Source organism: Nocardia jejuensis NBRC 103114, assembly GCF_001613145.1.
Taxonomy (GTDB): Bacteria; Actinomycetota; Actinomycetes; order Mycobacteriales; family Mycobacteriaceae; genus Nocardia; species Nocardia jejuensis.
The window spans coordinates 241136-261387 of the sequence record NZ_BDBU01000024.1; the positions used below are offsets into that span (position 1 = coordinate 241136).

At 67.7% G+C, this 20252-nt stretch carries 13 protein-coding genes; 8 read left to right on the forward strand and 5 right to left on the reverse strand.

What is annotated here, in order from left to right; translation table 11 throughout:
* The first annotated feature begins 36 nt into the window (after positions 1–36).
* Positions 37–417, forward strand: coding sequence for a DUF5313 family protein (locus NJ1_RS20180; RefSeq protein ID WP_067696600.1), 381 nt, complete (start codon positions 37–39; stop codon positions 415–417).
* On the opposite strand, the gene NJ1_RS20185 is transcribed toward NJ1_RS20180, so the two are convergent.
* Entirely contained in the window at positions 320–2662 is a 2343-nt protein-coding gene (locus NJ1_RS20185) for a serine/threonine-protein kinase (protein WP_084478556.1), read from the reverse strand. The genes NJ1_RS20180 and NJ1_RS20185 overlap by 98 nt on opposite strands.
* A gap of 254 nt (positions 2663–2916) precedes the next feature.
* On the opposite strand from NJ1_RS20185, the gene NJ1_RS20190 reads away from it, so the two are divergent.
* Positions 2917–3423, forward strand: a complete 507-nt coding sequence (locus NJ1_RS20190; RefSeq protein WP_067696606.1) for a nitroreductase/quinone reductase family protein — start codon at positions 2917–2919, stop codon at positions 3421–3423.
* 4 nt (positions 3424–3427) lie between these two features.
* Positions 3428–3931: a ribonuclease E activity regulator RraA gene (gene rraA, locus NJ1_RS20195; protein WP_067696609.1), complete on the forward strand. Its 504-nt coding sequence runs from the start codon at positions 3428–3430 to the stop codon at positions 3929–3931.
* 157 nt (positions 3932–4088) lie between these two features.
* Here rraA and NJ1_RS20200 read toward each other — a convergent pair whose 3' ends face one another.
* Positions 4089–4310 carry an RNA-binding S4 domain-containing protein gene (locus tag NJ1_RS20200; RefSeq protein WP_067696827.1) on the reverse strand — a complete coding sequence of 74 codons (222 nt, stop codon included), beginning with the start codon at positions 4308–4310 and terminating at the stop codon, positions 4089–4091.
* 331 nt (positions 4311–4641) lie between these two features.
* Here NJ1_RS20200 and lysX point away from each other — a divergent pair, with 331 nt between their 5' ends.
* From lysX to NJ1_RS39280, 4 genes are all read left to right on the forward strand, one after another.
* Positions 4642–7971, forward strand: a complete 3330-nt coding sequence (lysX, locus tag NJ1_RS20205; protein WP_067696830.1) for a bifunctional lysylphosphatidylglycerol synthetase/lysine--tRNA ligase LysX — start codon at positions 4642–4644, stop codon at positions 7969–7971.
* Positions 7972–8113: 142 nt separating this feature from the next.
* A complete protein-coding gene (locus NJ1_RS20210) occupies positions 8114–8332 on the forward strand; it encodes a hypothetical protein (RefSeq protein WP_067696614.1) in 219 nt (72 codons plus the stop codon).
* A gap of 75 nt (positions 8333–8407) precedes the next feature.
* Positions 8408–9034: a histidine phosphatase family protein gene (locus NJ1_RS20215; RefSeq protein WP_067696833.1), complete on the forward strand. Its 627-nt coding sequence runs from the start codon at positions 8408–8410 to the stop codon at positions 9032–9034.
* Positions 9035–9150: 116 nt separating this feature from the next.
* Entirely contained in the window at positions 9151–9465 is a 315-nt protein-coding gene (locus tag NJ1_RS39280; RefSeq protein ID WP_157574101.1) for a hypothetical protein, read from the forward strand.
* 87 nt (positions 9466–9552) lie between these two features.
* Here NJ1_RS39280 and NJ1_RS20225 read toward each other — a convergent pair whose 3' ends face one another.
* The 3 genes from NJ1_RS20225 to gltB all read right to left on the reverse strand — a co-directional run bounded on the left by NJ1_RS20225 (position 9553) and on the right by gltB (position 17282).
* Positions 9553–10395 carry a cutinase family protein gene (locus tag NJ1_RS20225; RefSeq protein WP_084478540.1) on the reverse strand — a complete coding sequence of 281 codons (843 nt, stop codon included), beginning with the start codon at positions 10393–10395 and terminating at the stop codon, positions 9553–9555.
* 627 nt (positions 10396–11022) lie between these two features.
* On the reverse strand, positions 11023–12492 hold the full coding sequence (locus NJ1_RS20230) for a glutamate synthase subunit beta (RefSeq protein ID WP_067696620.1): 1470 nt from the start codon (positions 12490–12492) through the stop codon (positions 11023–11025).
* A 116-nt stretch (positions 12493–12608) separates the two neighbouring features.
* Positions 12609–17282: a glutamate synthase large subunit gene (gene gltB, locus NJ1_RS20235; RefSeq protein ID WP_067696623.1), complete on the reverse strand. Its 4674-nt coding sequence runs from the start codon at positions 17280–17282 to the stop codon at positions 12609–12611.
* A 904-nt stretch (positions 17283–18186) separates the two neighbouring features.
* Here gltB and NJ1_RS20240 point away from each other — a divergent pair.
* Positions 18187–20193 (forward strand): DUF4407 domain-containing protein, encoded by a 2007-nt coding sequence (locus tag NJ1_RS20240; protein WP_067696626.1) that lies wholly within the window; start codon positions 18187–18189, stop codon positions 20191–20193.
* Positions 20194–20252 lie beyond the last annotated feature (59 nt).

Sequence of the window (20252 nt, forward strand, 5' to 3'; positions counted from 1 at the left end):
GTCCCGGCGCGCGGCCGAACCGGGGATCCTGGGCATATGCCCGAACCCGCCACCCCGAATCCGCTGCAGCGGCTCGGCTACATCTGTGGCCGCACCCTGCCGCCCGCCATGTCGGAGTGGGTCCGCGCGGACCTCATCGGTCCCGGCGCCACCCGTCGCTATCTGCTGCGCATCCTGATTCCGATCATCCCGGTGCTGTGCCTGTTCCTGCTGATTCCGGGCCCCAAGTGGATGGGCCTGGCCATGATGGCGCTGCTGTATCTGCCGCTCATCTATTTCACGGTCGCACTCACCTATGTGTTCCGCCGCAACAGATTGATCAAGCACGGCCTCGATCCCGCACTCGCCGACTCCGCCCGCCGCGCCCGCGAAGCCGGAGACCGCGCCGCTTACGAGAAACGGCACGGGCGAGGGTGAGCGACGCCGGGGCACCGAGTTCGCGGCGGTTCGGGCCGGATACCGCACGTTCGAAGGCGCGCAGGTCGGCTTCGGTGTGGCGGAAGAGCCAGTAGGCGGCCAGGAAGCCCAGCACGCCGCCCAGGCAGAGCCATTTGATCGGTTCCAGGATCAGCGTGACCTCGTGCGAGGTGAGGAACATCAGGCTGGTGATCACGCCGATCAGTGGAATCGCCACGGCCACCGCGAGATAGCGGGTGCAGCGGCGGCCCAGCGCGCGCAGCGCCTCGTGATCGCGGGCCGTCTCACCGTGCACGAGCAGGCGGGGATAGAAGCAGCGCACCACGAAGAAGGTCACCAGGAAGAACGGGTAGGCGACCGCGATCGCACCCGAAAACAGCAGTGTGGCAATCAGATTCCAGATCTGACCGGCGGGCAGATCGGTGTACGCGACCAGCGCGATGCCCGCGACGATCGCCGAGACCACCCACCAGATGAAAGCCAGCAGCGCCACCCGGTCACCGTCCACCAGGGTGTCGCGGCGTGCGCGGGCCAGCTCGACCGGATCGTAGGTGCGGCCCTTGCGCATGCCGCGCCACACGATGAACGCCCGGCGGCACAGGTAATTCGTGACGACGATGGCCGCCGGGGTGGTGAGCAGCGGCAGCACATTGCCGACCAGCTGCAGCTTCAGATGTTCCTCGGGCGTGAACCAGAGGTCGAACAGCGGGCCGTTGTGCAGATTGCTGTACAGCATGCCGAGGAAGTCGCCGACGAAGCTGATCACGGTGATCATCAGCAGCAGGGACCACGGACCGACCTTGGCGCGCACGCTGTTTCGCGGTGGATCCACCAGATCGCGGGCGCGCGGATCCAGGCACAGGTCGAGCTGCTGCGTCAGCGCCGCACCGTCCGGCCACCGATCCGCACGCCGCGGGGCAAGACATTTCAGCAGTACCCGGACCAGGGTGGGCGGGCAGTCCGGCGGGAGTTCGGCCAGTTGACCCGCGTCGATCTCGCTGCCGCGCAGGCGCAGCATGCGTTCGAGGGAGGATTCGGAATCACCGGCGCGGGTCTCGTCGTCGAAGGGGCGGTGGCCGGTGAGCAGTTCCCACAGCATCACCCCGAGCGCGTAGATATCGCTGCGCCCGTCCAGATCCTCTGCGCTGTCGGGCAATTGCGGATGGCAGGCGGACAGCTGCTCCGGCGACATGTACGCGAGCGAACCGCCGAAATAGGCGAGCGGACTGGTTCCGGCCACGTGCAGGCTGAAACTGATGTTGAAGTCCGCGAGCTTCGGCACCCCGTCCGCGGTGAGCAGGACGTTGGCGGGCTTGATATCCCGGTGCAGGACCCCGTTCGCCGAGGCGTAGTCCAGGGCTCGGGCGAGCCGGGCGCCCAACCAGGCCACCGTCTCCGGCCAGGTCTGCGCGGCGATGTCACCGCGAATGGCGGACTCGCTGGGGACCAGCCCGCCCTTGTCGCGCATGGCGTGATCCACCGCCTCCAGCAGCAGTCCGCCGTCCCGCTCCGCGGCGGGACGCTGCCGCACCAAGCTCAGCACCTTCGACAGGGTGCCGCCCGGAAGGTATTGCATGTACAGCAGTTTCAGCTCCCGATCGGGAAGCACCCGCTGATCGAAGACGCGCACGATGTTCTCGTGATCGAGCTGGGCGAGCGTCTCGGATTCGGTGCCGTGATTCTGCGAGATCTTCACCGCGACCAGGCGCTGCATGGAACGCTGCCGGGCCAGGAACACCCGCGCGAACGCGCCCGCGCCCAATTCCACCAGCAGATCGAAATCGTCCACCCGGTCGCCGACCTCTATGCCCTCCAACGCTTCCCGGGCGTGCGGACGAGCGATCAGGGTGCTGCGATAGTCGCGCTCGCCCCAGGCCAGGGCCGCGGACCCGGCCTCGGTGGGAAAGCCGCTGTGATCGATGTCGTTGCCGGAGCGACGCAGGGCGTGGAACTCCTCGTAGGCCAGATCGGGCGGCAGTGGACCGTGCCGCAATTCGTCGTATTCGGAACGGTATTCGGCCAGGCGCTTGGGAAAGTCGTAGCGGATCCAGCGGAATTCCAGATCGACCTTGATCAGTTCGATCAGGCACAGCCTGCGCAATTCCGAAGCGGTGGGCAGGTATTCGTTCAGATTCGGCGGTGTCCGCGCGGCCTCCCAGGCGGCGGCGAAACGGGTCGCGACCGCGCCGAGCAGAGAGCGCGTCTCATCGACGGCATCGGAATCCACGGCAGGTTCCGGACTCATGCGCTCCCCCACCCTCTACCAACGGGCAATCGCCAGTATGCGCCCGCGATCCGCGCAGGCCCAGTCGATCGCTGTTCCCTCTAGATCGTTCCCGGGCCGCCGAACGCATCCGTATCGACGCACCGCCACGGCTTCGGTACACCGGCGACCGCGGCGAGGGCACGAGGCGATGCGGGCGAATCGGGTCCCCTTCGCCGGATTACGGCCCGTCGGTGGGCGGACAACCCGGGTGCGGGCGCACTAAAGTCCGGGACATGAGTGAGCAGTTTCCCGATCGGATCTGGGGATCACGCACGAATCTCCTGTCCCGCGTTGCCAGCCCGTTCGCCGCGACCAAGCTCGGTTCGCTGGTGATTCGCAAGCTGACGCCGCTGGATCGCCGGTTGCTCGAGCGCACCTCGGGCAAATACACCGTGCTGGGCCCGATCGGCGCGCCGGTGATTCTGCTCACCACCGTCGGACGCAAATCCGGGGAGCCGAGGACCAGCCCGCTGCTGTACGTGCACGACGGCGACACGCTGTACGTGATCGGCAGCAACTTCGGGCAGGAGAAGCATCCGGCATGGACCGGAAACCTGCTGGCCAACGCGGCCGCGGAGGTGACGATCGCCGGACAGCGCCTGCCCGTGACGGCCACGCTCGTCACCGACGAGACACGCCAGGGCGAGATCTTCGCGCGGTTCGAGGAAACCACTCGGGCGTACACGGCCTACCGCAATCGCACCACGCGCGACTTGCGGATATTCGCCCTGACAAGATAGGTCCGTGACCGAATCAGGCAATTCCTCATCACCCGCGGTGGTGGCCACTGCCGACCTGGCCGACGAGATCGGCCCGGAGATCCGCAGCTGCGACACCCAGTTCACCCAGTTCGGCGGACGTGAGGCCTTCGCGGGCCGCATCGTGACCATCCGCTGCTTCCAGGACAACCTCCTGGTCAAGCAAACCCTCGGCGAGCCCGGCGAGGGCCGCGTGCTGGTCGTCGACGGCGGCGCGAGCATTCACACCGCGCTGGTCGGCGACATCATCGCGGGCCGCGGCGTGGACAACGGCTGGTCCGGGGTGATCGTCAACGGCGCCGTGCGCGACTCCGCGATCCTGCGCACCCTCGACATCGGCGTCAAGGCGCTGGGCACCAACCCGCGCAAGAGCACCCAGACCGGCTCCGGCGACAAGGACGTCCCCGTCGAATTCGGCGGCGTCACCTTCGTTCCCGGCGACATGGTCTACAGCGATCACGACGGCGTCGTGGTCCGCGCCGAGAGCTGATCCCGCCCGTACCGGCACACCGCCCCGATTACGCCGGGGCGGTGTTCGGGGCGCACCCTCCGGGCCCGCCCTTTCAGGCCCTGCGCGAGGTCGGTCCGTGCCATCCGGGTCGCGGAGACACGCCCGAACTCACCGGGGTTCGGAAGTCGTCCCGGATTCAGCTGCTGGCGACCCGAGCCTCGTGCCCGGCGAACGCCACGACGTCCCCGCCGTACAGTTGCCGCCCACGCCGCAACTCGACCTCGTCGTTCACCCGGACGAGCCCCTCGGCGATGACTTCCTTCGCTTCCGCCCCGGAATCGATGAGGTTGGCCAGCTTCAGGAACTGCCCGAGCCGAATAACCTCGTCCCCGATCCGGACATCGACTGGATTCGACATGGGAACCATCTAAACCCCCGCACGCTCACGACACCAAACCCGTCGGTCCCCGGGCGTGGCCACAGCCGCTCCTCGTGCCCCGAGGGGTCGGATTGCCGCGGAGATCCTGTCGATATCAGCTGGGCATCCGCGCTCTACGGCGGACGGAACATATTCCCGCTCGAGGCCCGACAGTGCAGCCGAGCGTGCCGACGCGAGGACCGACAGGGCAGCCGAGCTTCGGGCTCGAGGGGTTCGGGGGCGAGCCCCTGAGAGCTTCCCGAGAGTGGGGATTCGGGACACATGGGGGTTCCTTGTGGGCATGTGCGCCGACAAGAGACACACTGGTGCGGTGACTTCGACGCAGGACCCGCAACACCAGGAAGCCGAATACAGACCGGACGGCCGGTCTCCGGAGGTGCCGCATCGCGGGCACGGCCGGTTTCGCGAGGTCCCGCACATCGCGGGCCTGGTCCTGGGCGTGTTCGCCGCCTTCTGTGCGCTGTGGAGTGTGTCGCCCGGCCTGCGTTTCCTGACCTCGGGTCTGCGCCACTACGTCGACACCTACTACTTCGACGCGCCCGACACCTCGCTCGTCTGGGCCCTCGTGGTCGGCCTGCTGGCCGGCGCGACCGCCAGCCGCAAGCGCATCGCCTGGTGGCTGCTGCTGGGCTACATGGCGGCCTACTCGCTCGCGAACGCCCTGGACTTCGCGGCCGAGGGCGATATCAACGCCCTGGTGGCGCTGATCGTGCACCTCGGCGTGATCGCCGTGCTGATCGCGTCCTGGTCCGAGTTCTACACCCACGTGCAGCGCGGCGCGGTCTGGCGAGCGCTGGGCTGGCTGGTCGGCGGCCTCACGCTCGGCTGTGTGGTGGGCTGGGGTCTGGTGGAGTTGTTCCCCGGCAGCCTGCCCGGCGGCGTGCAGCGGCCGCTGTGGGCCGTGTCCCGGGTGACCGCGGCAATCCTGGTCAGCAACGAGGACTTCGACGGGCATCCCCCGCATCCGGTGAACCTGCTGCTCGGCCTGTTCGGCGCGATGGCACTGCTGGCGGCGGTCGCGGTGCTGTTCCGGTCCCAGCGCTCGGCCAACGCGCTCACCGGACTCGACGAATCGGCGTTGCGCGGACTCATCGCGCGCTCGGATGTCGAGGATTCGCTCGCCTACTTCGCCACCCGCCGCGACAAGGCCGTGGTCTTCGCGCCCAGCGGCAAGGCCGCCGTGACCTACCGCGTCGAACTCGGCGTCTGCCTGGCCTCGGGCGATCCGATCGGCATGAAGGACGCGTGGCCGCACGCCATCAAGGCCTGGCTCGAACTGGCCGACCAGTACGGGTGGGCCCCCGCGGTGATGGGCGCCAGCGAGATCGGCGCGACCGCCTATCGCCAGGCCGGATTGTCCGCGCTGCGCTTGGGCGATGAGGCGATTCTGGAGACTCGCACCTTCTCCCTGGCCGGCCCGGAGATGAAGCCGGTGCGCCAAGCCGCGAACCGCCTCGCCAAACAGGGTGTGACGGTTCGGGTTCGACGGCACAAGGAGATCGACGCGGCCGAGATGGCCGAGGCCATCAAGCACGCCGACGAGTGGCGCGACACCGAGACCGAACGCGGCTTCTCCATGGCGCTGGGCCGGCTCGGCGACCCGCTGGACGGGGAGTGCCTGCTGGTCGAGGCGGTCGACTCGCACGACCGGGTGCTGGGCATGCTGTCGCTGGTGCCGTGGGGCCGCACCGGCATCTCCCTCGAGCTCATGCGGCGAGATCGCAAGAGCCCCAACGGCGTCATGGAGCTGATGATCTCGCAGCTCGCGCTCAACTCCGAGCAGTACGGCGTCACCCGGATCTCGTTGAACTTCGCGGTCTTCCGCGCGGTCTTCGAGGAGGGCGGCCGGATCGGCGCGGGCCCGGTGCTGCGACTGTGGCGCAGCGTACTCATGTTCTTCTCGCGCTGGTACCAGCTCGAGGCCCTGTATCGCTCGAACGTGAAGTACCAGCCCACCTGGGTGCCGCGCTTCTCCATGTTCGAGGAGCGCCGCAACCTGCTGCGGGTGGCGACCGCCAGCGCCATCGCCGAGGGCTTCCTGCCGCGCATCGGCAAGGAACCCGACGCCACCTCGCACACCGGCGTGCGATCCTCGGTGCCCGACACCATCACCGGTCTGCACGCGGACGGCAGTCTCCCCGACCTGCCGCCCGAGGAGCTCGAGGATTCCGGCCCGCGCCGCCCCGAGCAGGTGCGGGTGCGCATGGAGAAGCTGGACAAGCTCGCGGCCGCCGGGATCGAGGCGTACCCGGTCGCCTACCCGCCCACCCACACGGTCGAGGCCGCGCGCCGCACCCCGCAGGGCACGACCGTGCGAGTGTGCGGGCGGCTCTTGCGGATTCGCGACTACGGCGGCGTCACCTTCGCGCTGCTGCGCGACTGGTCGGGCGAGATCCAGCTGCTGATCGACCGGGAGCGGGTCGGTGAACAGCTCAGCGCCGAATTCGACGAGTTCTTCGACCTGGGCGATCTGATCGAGGTGAGCGGCCAGATCGGGCGCAGCCGCCGCGGTGAGCTGTCCCTGCTGGCCGCGGACTGGCGGATGATCGGCAAGTGCCTGCATCCGCTGCCCGACAAGTGGAAGGGCCTGGCCGATCCGGAGGCCCGGGTCCGCCAGCGCTACGTCGACATGGCCATCAACACCGACATCCGCGAGATGATGACCAAGCGGTCCGCGGTGGTGCGCTCGCTGCGAGACACCCTGCACGGCTGGGGATTCCTCGAGGTCGAGACCCCCGTGCTGCAGCAGGTGCACGGCGGCGCGAACGCCACCCCGTTCACCACCCACATCAACGCCTACGACCTGGACCTGTACCTGCGCATCGCCCCCGAGCTGTACCTCAAGCGGCTGTGCGTGGGCGGTATGGAGAAGGTGTTCGAACTGGGCCGGGTGTTCCGCAACGAGGGCGTCGACTTCAGCCACAACCCGGAGTTCACGGTGCTGGAAGTCTATGAGGCGCACAGTGATTACGAACGCATGATGCACACCTGCCGCCAGCTCATCCAGGAGGCGGCGGTGGCGGCCAACGGCAAAATGGTTGCGCTGCGGCCGAATTCGGACGGCGTGCTGAGCGAAGTGGACATCTCCGGCGACTGGCCGGTGAAGACGGTGCACGGCGCGGTGTCGGAGAAGATCGGCGAGACCATCACCCCCGCCACCGATACCGAGACCCTGCGCATGCTGTGCGACAAGAACGGCATCCCGTTCCAATTGGGCTGGGACAGTGGGCAGATCGTGCTCGAGATGTACGAGCATCTGGTCGAGTCGGCCACGCAGGAGCCCACCTTCTACATCGACTTCCCGACCTCGGTCTCCCCGCTCACCCGCGCCCATCGCAGCATCGAGGGCGTCACCGAGCGCTGGGACCTGGTGGCCTGGGGCGTCGAATTGGGCACCGCCTACAGCGAACTCACCGATCCGGTGGAGCAGCGCCGCCGCCTCACCGATCAGTCCATGCTGGCCGCGGGCGGCGACCCGGAGGCCATGGAACTGGACGAGGACTTCCTGCAGGCGCTCGAGCACGCCATGCCGCCCACCGGTGGTCTGGGCGTCGGTGTGGACCGGGTGGTCATGCTGATCACCGGCCGCAGCATCCGCGAGACACTCCCCTTCCCGCTCGTGAAACCCCGCACCGGTTAGGGCGTTTCGAGAAATTTCGATGATCTTGTGAACACTTTCGTGTTCATCGCCGATTCACAGGGGACTCCCAGAATCCCGGCGGCCGGTTAACCTTGACTACGGCCTCGGGAGGACGGCCACCGATGATGAGGATGGGGCTCCCATGCACTACCTGGACCTGTACACCCAAGTGAATCTGCTGGACCACCACGTGTGGACCAACCCCGATACCTGGAACTCCGCGCTGGAGTACACCGCGAAGAAGAAGAGCAGCAAGAAGGGCGGCAGCTTCTGGATCTTCGGCGCCGTCTGCTGCATCGGCATCGTCGCGCTGATTCTCGGCGTCGTCTACCTGCTCTCGCAGCGTAAGAAGAACCAGTAGTCCCCGAACAATCGGTAGTCACAGGCCGATCGACCCGCCCGGCCGAGGACGGGCGGGGTGCGGCAGAGTGATGGCGTGCAGTTGATCCTTGTGCGCCATGCCCAGCCGCGACGCGTGTCCGACCTCGGGGCCAGTTCTCCCGGGCCGGCCGATCCGGATCTCACCGAGATCGGGATCGAGCAGTCGGAGCGGGTTCCGGCCGCGCTCGCCCAGCACCGGATCGCCCGGGTGGTGAGCAGTCCGCAATTACGGGCACGCGATACGGCACGGCCGACGGCCTCGAAGCTCGGGCTCGCCGTCGAGGTGCTCGACGGGCTCGCCGAATACGACCGCGACCTGCCGATGTACATCCCGATCGAGGATGCTCAGCAGGATTTCCGGGCGGTCTACGACCGGATCAAGGCCGGGCATCTGCCCGAGCAGATCGACGCGGCGGCCTTCGTCCAGCGCGTGCTGGACGGGGTCGCCGGGATCGTCGCGGCCGCCGAGCACAGCGAGACCGTGGTGGTCTTCGCGCACGGCGGCGTGATCAACGTCCTGCTGCAGGACGTCCTGGGCCTGGAACGGCCGCTGACCTTCCCGATCGACTACTGCTCGATCACCCGAATCCTGTACTCGCGCACCGGGCGGCGCACCGCCGCCACCATCAACGAGAACGGGCACGTCTGGGACCTGCTGCCGCGCAACCACGCATCCGCCTGATTCACGGTTCCCAGCCGACTCCCAGGCCGATCGCACAGCGCTCTCAGCCCCCGGCATTTCGATGGGTATCCAAGGGCCGCCGCACGGCGACCCGGATCTCAGCGAAAGGCATCACCTTGTCTCACTCCGATAAGACCGTCACCGCTCCGAAGTCGCGCACGCGCCGTCTGGCGCTGCGTGTGGCCGCCGCCGGCGCGCTGGCAGCGGTTCCGCTCGCCCTCGTCGCGATGCCCGCCACCGCCTCGGCCGCCGAGCCGGACGCGCCCGCCGTCGCGCAGCAGGTCGATCAGGATTGGAACCACCACGGCCGCGGCGACGGCGATCACCGAAACCACCAGCACCACAACGGCAATGGCTGGCATCACAACAACGACAACAACCAGAACCCGCTTCCGCTCCCGGCGCTGCCGCCCACCGGCTCCGCGGGCTGAGAGCACACGGCGGCACTCACCGCCCTGCCTCGGATACGACGAAGGCCGCTCCTCGCGCGGGGGAGCGGCCTTCGTGTGTGCGCGGGATCAGCCCTTGGCGATCCAGTTGTGCATCCAGGTCAGCGCGGTCTGTCCGCCGCCGACCGAGTAGGTGCCGTAGCTGGTGTGCCGTCCGGTGCCGTAGAACTGCTGCAGCTGCTGCACTCGCTCCTCGTTCGCACCATCGCTGAGCTGGGCCTGCAGGGTGGGGATACCGCCCTGGGACATCAGGTCGTTGATGATCGCGCCGACCTCGAGCTGGTAGCGCCACATGTTGACCGGATTCGGATCCGAGGTCTGCGCCAGGAATCCGGCGAAGCGGGTCACGAAGTCGGTCTGCTCGGTCGAGCAGTACAGATCGCCGACGGCGCACACGGTGCGCACCTTGTCGCTGATCAGACCGAAGCCGCCCACGCGCGGACCACCCGCACCCTGCCCGGGGGCGGGCGGGCCGACCTGAGCGTCGGTGGGCGAACGCCGGGGATCGGAGATGAGCGCGACGGCCGAGATGCGATCCGGCGGCACTACACCGAGGCCCGTACCGATTTCCGAGGCGAGATCGCCTGCGGCGTCGGCACCTTGGCTGTAACCGGTGATGGCGATCTTGGTTCCGGGGCAGCGCGCACCCATGGCGGCGACCAGACCCCGAGCGTGATCGGTGGCTTCCTTCTTGGACGCACCGTAGACGTCGCCCTCCCACGGGAAGGCGGTCGCCGCGTAGGTCACGTAGTCGACCTCACCCGGTAGTCCGTCGGTGACGCCGGCGAGCATGCCCGCCGTGGGCGCCTTGTCGTGGCCGGTCTCCCAGGTTCCGGGGACCGCCACGGTGTAGAGGACCGGGCATCCCGGATCCGCCGTAACCGGGCCACTGCCGAGAACGATGCCCGACATGAGGACCGTCGCTGCTGCCCCGGCAGCCGCGACAATATTCTTCAACCGCACTACTGCTCCAGTTCACGCCTGCCCGGGACCATCCTCTGTCCCGATTCCCGATCATGGTGAGGTCGCCGGATGACGCTTCGGTGCACGGTGGGTTAACCGAAGTAACCAGCCCGCCTGAGGTTCTCGAACCGGACCACACGACGAGATCAGCGACACAACGCCGATAACAATAAAGGTGGCCGCCGGGCGACGCTACGCGAGTTCCGTATTCCGTCCGTTTTCCGGGCTCGAAACCTCATCTCGCCCCCATCATGAACCTTTTCCCTGCGCCGTTGCCAAACAGTTGCCAACTTGGCATCAAAGGTCAATAAAGCGCGAAGGTGATGAAGCCGACCGCGACCAGCGGTGATGAACGCCACAGCGCAGCCCGGAGTGATGTAGGTCACGAGCGATTCGGATTCCGGCCTCGGGGCTCATCTCCACAGTGACCACGCGGTAGCGGTCATCGATTCGGCCGCACACCGAACCGCCCTCGGGGGCACGAACGAAGGCCCCCGCGGACCGAGATCCGCGGGGGCCTTGACGTGCTGTCAGGGAATCAGCGGCCGGGCTCGGCGCTGTCCCCGAATGTCGCGCTCAGCGCTGGGCGACCATGGTGGGGGTGATGGGAGACGGCAGCGCCGACTCACCCTCCAGGTACTTGTCGACCGCCGCCGCGGCCGCACGGCCCTCGGCGATGGCCCACACGATGAGCGACTGACCGCGGCCCATGTCGCCGGCGACGAACACGCCGGGGACGGTGGTCTGCCAGTCGTTGTCGCGCTTGACGTTTCCGCGCTGGTCGTAACCCACGCCCAGACCCTCGAGCAGACCGTTCTTCTGCGGTCCGACGAAGCCCATGGACAGCAGCACCAGATCGGCCTCGAGCGTGAAGTCGGTGCCCTCGACCTTCTCGAAGCGGCCGTTCACCATCGACACCTCGTGCGCCTGCAGGGCGGTGACCTTGCCGTCCACGCCCACGAAACGCTCGGTGTTGACCGAGAACAGGCGCTCGCCGCCCTCCTCGTGCGCCGAGGCGACCCGGTACATGAGCGGGTAGGTCGGCCACGGGGTGGACCCGGCGCGCTCCTGCGGCGGACGCGGCATGATCTCGAACTGGTGGACCGACTCCGCACCCTGACGGTGCGAGGTGCCCAGGCAGTCCGCGCCGGTGTCGCCGCCGCCGATGATGATGACCTTCTTGCCCTTCGCGTGAATGCGGGGCAGGCCGTCCTCGTCGGTGATGTCGTCACCCAGCTGCACGCGGTTGGCCAGCGGCAGGAACTCCATCGCCTGGTGGATGCCGTCCAGGTCGCGGCCCGGGATCGGCAGGTCACGCGCGATGGTCGCGCCACCGGAGAGCACGACCGCGTCGAACTGCTCGCGCAGCTGCTCGGCGGTGATGTCGACGCCGACGTTGACATTCACCTTGAAGATGGTGCCTTCGCCTTCCATCTGCGCGATGCGCCGATCGATGAAGCGCTTCTCCATCTTGAATTCCGGGATGCCGTAGCGCATCAGGCCGCCGATGCGGTCGTCACGCTCGAAGACCGTCACGGTGTGACCCGCGCGGGTCAGCTGCTGGGCGGCGGCCAGACCGGCCGGGCCCGAGCCGACGACGGCGATCTTCTTGCCGGTCAGGCGAGTCGGGTAGATCGGGGTGACCCAGCCCTCGTCGAAACCGTTCTCGATGATCTCGACCTCGACCTGCTTGATCGTCACCGGATCCTGGTTGATGCCCAGGACGCAGGACGACTCGCACGGCGCGGGGCACAGGCGACCGGTGAACTCCGGGAAGTTGTTGGTCGCGTGCAGCCGGTCGAAGGATTCCTTCCAGGAACCCTTGTACACCAGGTCGTTCCACTCGGGAATCAGGTTCCCGAGCGGACAACCGTTGTGGCAGAACGGGATACCGCAGTCCATGCAGCGGCTCGCCTGCTTCTGCAGGGTCTCGTGCGAGAACTTCTCCTCGTAGACCTCTTTCCAGTCCATGAGGCGAAGGTCGACGGGACGGCGCTTGGGCAGTTCCCGAGATGTGTGCTTCAGGAAGCCTTGTGCGTCACCCATTTACGAACTCCTGACAATCGCGCCACTCGGCGCACGGAACAACGGTGGTGCTGCGTTGCACCGTAAAGATCGCGTCAGCCACGAGCGGCTTGCAGTCAGCCACGATCGGCTTCCAATCAGCCACGAGCGGCCTCCATGATCGCTTCCTCGACGTTCCGCCCGGCCTTCTCGGCCTCGGAGATCGCCAGCAGGACCTTCTTGTAATCGCGCGGCATGACCTTCACGAAGTGGTTCACCTGCTGCGACCAGTCGCTCAGGATCTTCTCCGCGACAGCGGAACCCGTCTCGTCACGGTGCTGCTCGATGATCTCGTGCAGGGTCGTGGCGTCCTCGGCCGAGAGCTGCTCGAGATCGACGAGTTCACCGTTGAGGTTGTTCTCGAAGGTGCTGTTCGGGTTGTAGATGTACGCGACACCACCCGACATACCGGCGCCGAAGTTGCGGCCGGTCTCGCCGAGGATGACCACGCGACCACCGGTCATGTACTCGCACGCGTGGTCGCCCACGCCCTCGACCACCGCGGTGGCGCCGGAGTTGCGGACGCTGAAGCGCTCGCCCGCGACGCCGCGAATGAACGCCTGGCCGCTGGTCGCGCCGAACAGGATCACGTTGCCCGCGATGATGTTCTGCTCCGCGACGAACTCGGCGGGGACGTCCCGGGAGGGGCGCACGATGATGCGTCCACCCGAAAGACCCTTGCCGACATAGTCGTTGGTGTCGCCGTTCACCCGCAGGGTGATACCGGCCGGGACGAACGCACCGAACGAGTTGCCGGCCGAACCGGTCAGCGTGATGTCGATGGTGTCGTCCGGCAGGCCGACGCCGCCGTACAGCTTGGTCACCTCGTGGCCGAGCATGGTGCCCACGGTCCGGTTCACGTTGGTGATCTTGGTGTCGATCTTGACCGGCTTGCCGCGCTCGAGCGCATCGGCGGCCTGCGCGATGAGCTGGATGTCCAGCGCCTTGTCCAGACCGTGGTCCTGCGTCTTGGTGGCGCGGCGGTCCTGGAACATGAACGCCGTCTCGACATCGTCGAGGATGGGCGACAGGTCCAGCTTGGCGGCCTTCCAGTGCGCCTTCGCGGCGGCGGTGTCGAGCAGATCGACCCGGCCGATGGCCTCGTCCAGGGTCCGCAGACCCAGCGACGCCAGCAGCTCCCGCACCTCTTCGGCGATGTACATCATGAAGTTCACGACGTACTCGGCCTTACCCGTGAAGCGTTCGCGCAGAATCGGATTCTGCGTCGCGACGCCGACCGGGCAGGTGTCCAGGTGGCACACGCGCATCATGATGCAGCCCGAGACCACCAGCGGAGCGGTCGCGAAACCGTACTCCTCGGCGCCGAGCAGCGCGGCGATCATGACGTCGCGGCCGGTCTTCATCTGACCGTCGACCTGCACCACGATGCGGTCGCGCAGACCGTTCAGCAGCAGCGTCTGCTGGGTCTCGGCGAGGCCGAGCTCCCAGGGACCGCCCGCGTGCTTGAGCGAGGTCAGCGGCGACGCGCCGGTGCCGCCGTCGTGACCCGAGATCAGGACCACATCGGCGTGCGCCTTGGACACACCCGCGGCGACGGTGCCGACGCCGGGCTCCGCGACAAGTTTCACGTGAATCCGAGCCTGCGGGTTCGCGTTCTTCAGGTCGTGGATCAGCTGCGCCAGATCCTCGATCGAGTAGATGTCGTGGTGCGGCGGCGGGGAGATCAGACCCACGCCGGGCGTCGAGTGCCGGACCTCGGCGACCCACGGGTACACCTTGTGCGCGGGCAGCTGGCCGCCCTCGCCCGGCTTCGCGCCCTGGGCCATCTTGATCTGGATGTCGGTGCAGTTGGTCAGGTAGTGCGCGGTCACGCCGAAGCGTCCCGAGGCCACCTGCTTGATCGCACTGCGACGCCAGTCGCCGTTCTCCTCCGGCTCGAAGCGCGCCGGGTGCTCGCCGCCCTCACCGGAGTTGGAGCGACCGCCGAGGCGGTTCATGGCGATGGCCAGGGTCTCGTGCGCCTCGGCCGAGATGGAGCCGTAGCTCATCGCACCGGTCGAGAAGCGCTTCACGATCTCCGAAGCCGGCTCGACCTCGTCGATGGAGATCGGGTTGCGGGACTTGGACTTGAACTTGAACAGGCCGCGCAGTGAGGCCAAGCGCTCCGACTGATCGTCGACGAGCTTGGTGTACTCCTTGAAGACCTTGTACTGGCCCGAGCGGGTGGCGTGCTGCAGCTTGAACACCGTGTCCGGGTTGAACAGGTGGTACTCGCCCTCACGACGCCACTGGTACTCGCCGCCGACCTCGAGCTCGCGGTGCGCGCGCTCGTTGCGGTTCTCCAGGAACGCGACCTTGTGCCGCTCGGCGACCTCATTGGCGATGTCGTCCAGGCCGATGCCGTCCAGCGGCGAGCGCAGACCGGTGAAGTACTCGTCCACCAGTTCCTGCGACAGGCCGACGACCTGGAACAGCTGCGCGCCACGGTAGGAGGCGACGGTGGAGATGCCCATCTTGGACATCACCTTCAGCACACCCTTGCCGGCGGCCTTGTTGTAGTTGTAGACGGCCTTCTTGAAGTCGGCCGCCAGATCGCCGGTGCTGCCGGGCATCTGCAGCGCGCCGCGCTCCAGCATGTCCTCGAGCGACTCGAAGGCCATGTAGGGGTTGATCGCCGCCGCGCCGAAACCGACCAGCAGGGCCATGTGGTGCACCTCGCGGGCGTCACCGGCCTCCACGACCAGGCCGACCTTGGTGCGGGTGCGCTCGCGCACCAGATGGTGATGCACGGCCGCGGTGAGCAGCAGCGACGGAATCGGCGCCAGCTTCTCGTTGGACTCGCGGTCGGACAGGATGATGATCCGCGCGCCGCCGTCGATGGCGCTCGAGACCTGCTGCTGCACGGCCGCGATGGCCTTGCGCAGACCGGCGCCGCCGTCCTTGACGGGGTACAGGCCGTGCACGACCACCGAACGCAGCTCGGGGTGCGAGCCGTCGTCGTTGATGTGGACCAGCTTGGAGAGCTCGTCGTTGTCCAGGATCGGCTGGGTCAGCGTGATCTGACCGGCCGAGTCCGGACCCGGGTTCAGCAGATCGCCCTCGGGACCGACCATGCTGCGCAGCGAGGTGACGACCTCTTCGCGGATGGCGTCCAGCGGCGGGTTGGTGACCTGCGCGAAGAGCTGCGAGAAGTAGTCGAACAGCAGTCGCGGACGCGCCGAGAGCACCGCGATCGGGGTGTCGGTGCCCATGGAGCCGAGCGCCTCACCACCGGTCTGCGCCATCGGCGACATGAGGATGTTCAGTTCCTCGGTGGAGTATCCGAAGATCTGCTGGCGGATCAGCACGCGATCGTGCGACATGTGCACGTGCGGGCGGTCCGGCAGATCGGACAGCTTGGTGTGGCCGTTGTCGAGCCACTCCTGGTACGGGTGCTCGCTCGCCAGCTCCGACTTGACCTCGTCGTCGCTGATGATGCGGCCGGCCTTGGTGTCCACCAGGAACATGCGGCCCGGCTTGAGGCGGGTCTTCTGCACGACCGTGGCGGGGTCGATGTCCAGGACGCCGACCTCGGACGCCATCACGACCAGGCCGTCCTGGGTCACCCAGATGCGGCCGGGGCGCAGACCGTTGCGGTCCAGCACCGCGCCGACGACCGTGCCGTCGGTGAAGCACACCGAGGCCGGGCCGTCCCACGGCTCCATCAGGAACGAGTGGTAGCGGTAGAAGGCGCGCTGGGCCGGGTCCATGGACTCGTGCCGTTCCCACGCCTCGGGGATCATCATGAGCACGGCGTGCTGCAGGCTGCGGCCGCCCAGGTGCAGGAGCTCCAGGACCTCGTCGAAACGAGCGGTGTCCGAAGCCCCCGGCGTACAGACCGGGAAGATCTTCTCGAGCCGGTTGTTGCCCTCGGCGTCGGTGCCGAACACGTCCGAGTTCAGCAGCGCCTCACGGGCCCGCATCCAGTTCTCGTTACCGGAGACGGTGTTGATCTCGCCGTTGTGGGCGACGCGCCGGAAGGGGTGCGCCAGCGGCCACGACGGGAAGGTGTTGGTGGAGAAGCGGGAGTGCACGATGCCCAGCGCCGACTCCACGCGATCGTCCTGCAGATCCAGGTAGAACGCGCGCAGCTGCGGGGTGGTGAACATGCCCTTGTAGACGAAGGTCTGGCCGGACAGGCTCGGGAAGTAGACCGATTCCTTGCCGGTCGCGCCCTCGCCCGCACCGGACTTGCCGAGCTCGTGCTCGATCCGCTTGCGGATGACGTAGGCGCGTCGCTCCAGGTCCATGCCCTCGAGCTGCTCGGCCGCGCCCTTGGGGGAGGCGATGAAGATCTGCCGGAAGGTCGGCATGGCGTCACGCGAGAGCGCGCCCAGCGACGACCCGTCGATCGGAACCTCGCGCCAGCCCAGGACCTCGAGGCCCTCCTCGCGAACGATCTTCTCGACGCCGTATCCGGCGCGGGCCGCCTCGCGGCGAGCCTGCGGCAGGAAGGCGATGCCGGTGGCGTACGCGCCCTCGGCAGGCAGCTCGAAGTCGACCACAGCACGGAAGAACTTGTCCGGGAGCTGGATCAGGATGCCTGCGCCGTCGCCCGAGTTGGGCTCGGCGCCGGCGGCACCACGGTGCTCCAGGTTCAGCAATGCCGTAATAGCCTTGTCGACGATGTCACGGCTACGACGGCCGTGCATGTCGACGACGAATGCGACACCACAGGAGTCGTGTTCATTCGCCGGGTCATAGAGCCCGCGGGGTCCGTGTCCATAGCCGGCACCGCCGGTAGGGGACCTGTGGCCGGGAATTTGCGTCATGCCTCTGCCTTCACAAAAAACAGGCCTTCGAAGAATTGGCCTTCGTCGAACGCCTCCGTCAGACTGCGCCCGGACGTTTCGGGAACCAGCGGCGCTGATGGTCCTAACCGTGCAGTCAACTCTCCAGTTGTCCACCCGCTTCGAAGTCTTGGTCGGGTGCTCGGCGGTAACGGAACCCTTACGTGTTCGCTACTTGCCTCGCCGTGCTCGCCCGCTAGGGTGAGACCGATCAGGTCTCGGACCTTATGGGGGCGATATGCCGAACTTGTCGTGTTCGGCGTAAGAGCAAACGATAAGTCAGGACTGGAGCCCAACCAACTTAGGTTGCACTAATAACAGCCTCTAGCTGGGCTTCTACATCGATCCTCCACTACCTGCGCGTTCTCCAGTGTAAAGCAGATGCGCACCAGGCTTTCAGTTGACTTGCCCACTGAATGTCGCGCGCGCGAGAGTGCCCTGCCGCGGCCCCGGAACCGCCTCCCACCTGCAATTGAGCAGGTTTCCCCACGGCGGGTTCCGGCAAACCGGATGTAACGCGGCTAACTTTCCGGACACCGGCCGACCACGCGTCCGCGGTCCTGACGACGTGCCCAGGCAACGTTCCGACCGTACGGAATCATTTAGAAATGTGGGTTTCAGCACACGCTGGGCAAATAGTGAACTAGCAATGACTCACTATTTGCGCGGGTGACACGCCTTGTACGTCCCGTGATCAATGCCACGTCACGAGCCGGAATCGCGCCGATGTGAGGCTGGCCACATCGCAGCCGCCGCGGTCGATGGAACCGCCGTGCGCCTGTCAGTCTGAGACCGCAGGGCGGGCCGACACAACGATTGAGCGACGATTCGCGCGACGGATCGACGAGTACCGAATCAGCCTGGGACTTAGAGGATGTGAGCTCCCATGACCGATCACCATGTCCCGGATACGAGTGTGTCCGGCGCTCCGGGGGCAGAGTCCGAATCCGGCGACGACGACACCGTCGACCATCCGACCGGCCGTTCCGGTGGAGTGGGCGATTCGCGTCGCGGTGAACGACCGCGGGACTCCGATTTCGGGCTCGGCGCACTGTTGATCTGGCTCGGCGGCGCCGCGCCACAACTCACCGACCGGCACGACCGTGGCGGATACACGGTCACCGGCGCGGTCGTGGCGTTGTTCGCGATCACCGCGGGCGCCGTCACCGCGCTTGCCACCGCCGCCGCCGGGTGGTCCGTGGTCGCCGTCGTGGCCGTGGCACTCATCGCGACGCTGCTGGTGGGAGCCATCTCCCGGGCCCTCGCCACCGCCGCTGCCCCGGCCCGCGACGAACTGCGCAGGGCGCGAACCGAATTCGCCGGACGCGTCGGCATCGCCGTGCTCGCGGGCGTGGTCGTCGCCGAACTGGCGAGCACCGTCCTTCTCGGCGGCACCGTCGACCGGCTGCTGGACGAAACCTCCCAGCGCGGAGTCGAATCCGCGCCCGCCGTGGTCTCCGCACGCACCGATTCCGAGCAGGCGCACACCGCCCGGACCACCCTGGATCAGCAGATCACCACCGCGCAGAACGATGTGAACAAGGCGCTGGTCATCGCGCGCTGTGAATTCAGCGCGGCGGCCGAATGCTCGCAGCTCGGCATCACCGGCGTCCCGGGGCGCGGCCCCGAGGAGCGCACCGCCAACCAGCTGCTCGACGACGCGCGCGCCCGGCTCGCGGCCGCGCAGGCCAGGGTCGACGGGCTCGACACCCGCGTCACCGACGCCGACAAGTCCCTCGCGACCGCGCGCGGCGCGGCCTATACCGAGGGCGACCGCGGGCTCGGGGCGCGCTGGGTCGCCATGAACGACCACACCACGGGGCATGTCGGCGCACTCGTGCTGCGGCTCGCGATCGCGCTGCTGATGATCGCGCTGGCCCTGCTGCCGCTGCTGCTGCGCCGGTGGCGCGGGGAGACCGCGTTCGACCGCGAGGTCGCCACCCGCACGGTGACCGGTCGCGTCGATCAGGCCGCCGACACCGCCATCGCCATCACCCAGGCCGAAACGCGCGTGGAAGCCGAAAGGCTGCGCGCCGAACAACAACTCACCGCCGCCAAGCTGGAGCTGCACGCCGACACCGCCATCGACCGGGAGCGCCAGCGCACCCGGATCATCGCGGCCATCGGCAATTTCGAGATCGGCATCACCGAGCCCGCTCAGGCGCGGGCCATCGCCGAATTCGACCGTGCCGCACAGCGGGAACTACCCGCCGGTCCGTCGGCCGGCGGATCCGTGCCTCAGGAGGGGACCTTGACACCTACGCCGAACCTGCCCGCCCAGTTCGCACCCGGAGTGCTCGCGCAGGGCGGGCCCGGCGGAGCGCTCGCGCCGGCACCGGCTCCGCGGCCCGCCGACGCCCCCAAGGGTGGTGGCGGCCTGGAACTTCCGATCATCGGCACGGTGCCGTTCACCGACACCGCGGCCCGCTGGATCCGTCCGCTGGTCCCGTCGTTCGTGGCCAATGCCCTCGACACCGCGACCCATCCGCTGCGCACCGTGCGCCAGGCCTTCGAGGAGGCCGAGGAGATCACCTTCACCCTGCGGCGCACGCGCAAGGTGACGGTCGACTCCGAGGATTCGGCGCAGCAGCAACAGCAGCAGATGTATGCACCGCAGCCGCAGTACGGCTACCAGCTGCCGCCCGGCTCTCCGCAGCAGGTCTACGCCCAGCGCGTCGCGGCCACCGTGGATCAGCCCTACGCCCAGTACCCGGCCTACGGCGCACTCCCCCACGGTCAGGCCGGCCCGGGCTACCCGCTCCCCGCCGGTCAGGTCATCGATCCCGGTTACCCGCTCCCCGCGCCGCCCCAGCAGCACGCTCTGGACGCGCAGCGCAACCCTGAACTGGAATACCGCGGCCCCCGCGAACTCCCGCCGGGCAAGAACCAGTAGGTCTCGGCCCGATCGCAAACGCCTGTGGCCCGACATGTTTCACGTTGAACACAACGGAA